4 protein-coding genes are annotated in these 3,343 nt (G+C 35.9%); all 4 read left to right on the top strand.

Annotated elements, in window-relative coordinates; translation table 11 throughout:
* A partial coding sequence (locus tag H5154_RS22450; RefSeq protein WP_182719688.1) for a hypothetical protein occupies window positions 1–242 on the top strand: 242 nt, incomplete at its 5' end.
* Window positions 243–318: 76 nt separating this feature from the next.
* Complete coding sequence (locus tag H5154_RS22445) at window positions 319–1,830, top strand: hypothetical protein (protein WP_182719687.1); 1,512 nt, start codon at window positions 319–321, stop codon at window positions 1,828–1,830.
* 115 nt (window positions 1,831–1,945) lie between these two features.
* Complete coding sequence (locus tag H5154_RS22440) at window positions 1,946–2,551, top strand: tetratricopeptide repeat protein (RefSeq protein WP_182719686.1); 606 nt, start codon at window positions 1,946–1,948, stop codon at window positions 2,549–2,551.
* Window positions 2,552–2,604: 53 nt separating this feature from the next.
* The coding region (locus tag H5154_RS22435; RefSeq protein ID WP_220493441.1) for a hypothetical protein at window positions 2,605–3,343 on the top strand (739 nt) is incomplete at its 3' end.

The raw sequence follows: 3,343 nt of genomic DNA, 5'->3' as shown, positions 1-3,343 counted from the left end.
TTACAAGTATTATTCAACCAGGTTACGCTGCAATTCCTGAGTTATGTTATTGCTTGCAAATATTTGACTTTGAGTCGCTGGATATTGACCTGGCCTATGATGTAATACAAGCGGATATGAAAACACTAATCACTGAGCAGTTTGGGCAGGGGTTAACGGCACATCTGCAACATAGTGACGAAGGCAGAATGAGAAAAGAGATGTTAGACATCGTGGTAAATAGTATTCAGGTTTACGGGTAAGGCCTCAGGGGGTAACATAAAATAACGTTCACGGTAGGTTTTTAATCAATATTACACTCAGCTTATCAATTGTTAAGTGGAATATGAAATGAAGAGTCAGCCTATCGTTAATGCGCCAAGTTTAGCGAAGCAGTTTGTATCTAAATACTATGAAATATTAATAGCCTTAGTATTGGGTGCTTTGCTTACCTTTTGGAATTTTGAAAGCTGGTTTAGTAGTGGGCTAATCCAAAATGATATTACAAAGATGGTTATAGCGTATTTAGCATTATCTATTGCATGTATTTATATAGGGCATGCTATTGCTAAATATAGACCTGATAAGTTTGGTGGTGAAGATCAGCGAACTATTGCTTTAGCCCATATTACTTTTGTAGGCATTACTTCATATTTGAGTTTACTCGGTTTTAAAGCATTAGCTTTTGAGTATTCTCAAGAGGTATTTGTTCCCTATATTTGTGCAGCACTTCTTTTTATTTTAACTCATAAGTTTTCAGAAAGGTTATGGTTAAAACAAAGTGTGTTTAAGCGCCTCATTAATATTGTGATTTTAACTGTGTGTATATTTGTCTCTACGATTTCTAATTCTATCGCCTTATTTCCTTATATAGGCTATGCGAACGTTGTAGATAAGCAAGCTGATAGCGCTGTTAATTATTATCGTGAAAATTTTAATAAAGTAAACACCTCTATCAACTTGATGATTGAACAATTACAGCAATTGTCGAGTTACTCTTTAGCGCAAGCACAAGAAGAAAAGGCAAACGGGCAAACATGTGAGGTAGGTATATTAGGTAGTCCAGAAGGTGGTCCTCGTTATAATTTGCGCAAAAGAGATAAGGACGTTTTGGGGAAATATGCTGAAGACGGGCTAGTAATTAAGAGCGCATTAGATGAACTTATTAAGTTATTAAACGATACTCTAAAAATTCGCGACGTAGCAGATAAACAACTCAAGTTGAACGCAGTAAATCAGTCTTTAAACGATGTTTTAGAAAGAAGCCGGCAGTTAGGCAAGCCAATAAAGCATTATCTAGTAAATCGCATTCGTAAGGGAAGAGATGGCTGGTCATTTAAAGACAAATATCAAAATGACCGAGTAGCTTACTGCCGTGATACACGATTTGATATGGATGCCGAGTCAACAGTGTCATATATTAACAACGTTAATGGCATTGCAAATGTAGCTGCTGTTCAACTACTTGACCTTGGTGAAGAGCATACAATTGTTGCTATTTCACATTTAATTAAAGAAGTAAGCAGTGGAGAATTTAAAAGCAACTTTGAATACTACAAGGTAACGTTTGTAATTGGAATCGGGCTTGATTTATTGATTCTTTTAATTTTCATATGTTTAAAGAGTAAGCACGCTCGTAACGGGTTAGTATGTGCTGAAGAGTTAGTTAGTAGTTTTGATCCTGTAAGCAAATGCATTGTGATCTCGACACAGTCACAGAAAGAGCTATTTTTAAAGTTAATGCTACTGTGTGAACACTACCCAATTAAGTACAAAGGCGTTGATAAGCAATCAGGTAAAGCGCTTTTTAAATTAAGCAATGTGACTGATTTGGCGTTGTTTAGAAAATAAGTAAGAAAATGTTAAATTTATCAACATTAAATGCATAAATCTGTCATTGCAATATAAGATAGGTGTTTGGTAATAAATGTTATGAATAACATACTTAAGTGGTTAAAAAAGTTTTATGAATATTAAAGAGCTTGAAGAGTTGTATAATAAAGCGGCTTATTATCATGAGAGTAATGAACTAAAAAAAGCAGCTAAGGTGTACGAGCAAGTAATAAGCTTATTGCCAAATATAAGCGTGCAAATTCTTCTTTATCTATCGCCCAAGAATGTCGACCCTATTAACTTAATAGCTGTTGCCTATTTAAGGCTAGCTAAAATACTGCATAAGAATGGGTTAGAAGAAGCAAAAAGTAAATACGAAAACGCAATCACGAGCATGGAAGGTGTACGCACTTGGTTTAATAGGAATGAACTTAGTTGGCCTATTAGTAATCGTAATAACTTGGCTGATGCTTATACTGGTTTAGCTAATTTACTTGTTGATAAAGGCGAACTCAAGGAAGCAAAGGGGCATTTCCAAGAAGGCATCAATTTAGATGAAATGGTGCGCACTTGGCATGAGGAGCATAATAAAGAGTGGCCGATTTCTTATCGGAATAATTTGGCTAGTTCATATATGAATTTTGCTCTTTTACTTGCTCACACAGGCGAATTAGAACTGTCTAAAAAACAATATGAAGAAGCTATAGCTATACAAAAAAAATTGGACTATGGTGTGTAAATAATAGAGAGCTATGGCCGGTAGAATTTAAAGAAAACCTGGCTATGTCCCATATGAATCTAGCTAATCTATTAGCAAATATGGAGGCATTTGAAGAGGCTAAAGATGAATATCAAAATGCGATATCTCTAAGGCAGGGCATTCGTACCTGGTGTGATAAAAGTGGTGAAGTGTGGACGGCTGAGTATCAAAACAATTTAGCAGCTACTTATATGAATCTCGCTCTTTTATTTGCAAGTGTAGGCGCTTTTGATGAAGCAAAAATTAAATATCAACAAAGCATAAGCCTAGATGAGGGGATTTGTGCATGGTGTTATAAGCATGAAAAAGAGTGGCCCATTTTGTATAGGCATGGTTTAACTGTTACTTATATGAACTATGCAGTTTTACTGGGTTGTATAGGTGCATTAGAGGAAGCTAAAGAGCAATATAAACAAGCTTTTACAGTATTGGACAGTATACATTACTGCTTTACAACTCAAGGGAAAGTCTTGGCGTTAGACGTTTCGCATACTGACTTGTTGCTTTGGTGTAATTATATTTCAGTAGCTGACCCCTTAATTATCTCGAGATTTATTGAACTCGCAAGCGAAAGCATTAGGTTGCTCGACATGCACACTGATATAAAAAGCCAAGGTTTGAGTTTAAAATTACTCCACCGCATGGCGGCTTTTTCCTTGAAGAATAACGAGATTAGCCTAGCCCTTAAGCTTATCCACTGCGTACAAGGTAGAGAGCTTGCTTATAAATTAGAAGCCTCACAATTAACAGGTAATGAGCCTGAAGTGGTAA

The sequence above is a fragment of the Pseudoalteromonas sp. SR44-5 genome, from assembly GCF_014163675.1.
Lineage (GTDB): Bacteria > Pseudomonadota > Gammaproteobacteria > Enterobacterales > Alteromonadaceae > Pseudoalteromonas > Pseudoalteromonas rhizosphaerae.
Note: the sequence above shows the minus strand (reverse complement) of the source record. Positions and strands in the feature narration are given on the sequence as shown.

What these genes read in the sequence shown, in the direction of transcription:
- H5154_RS22440 (WP_182719686.1), top strand. Translation starts at nt 1,946, where the DNA reads ATGAATATTAAAGAGCTTGAAGAGTTGTATAATAAAGCGGCTTATTAT.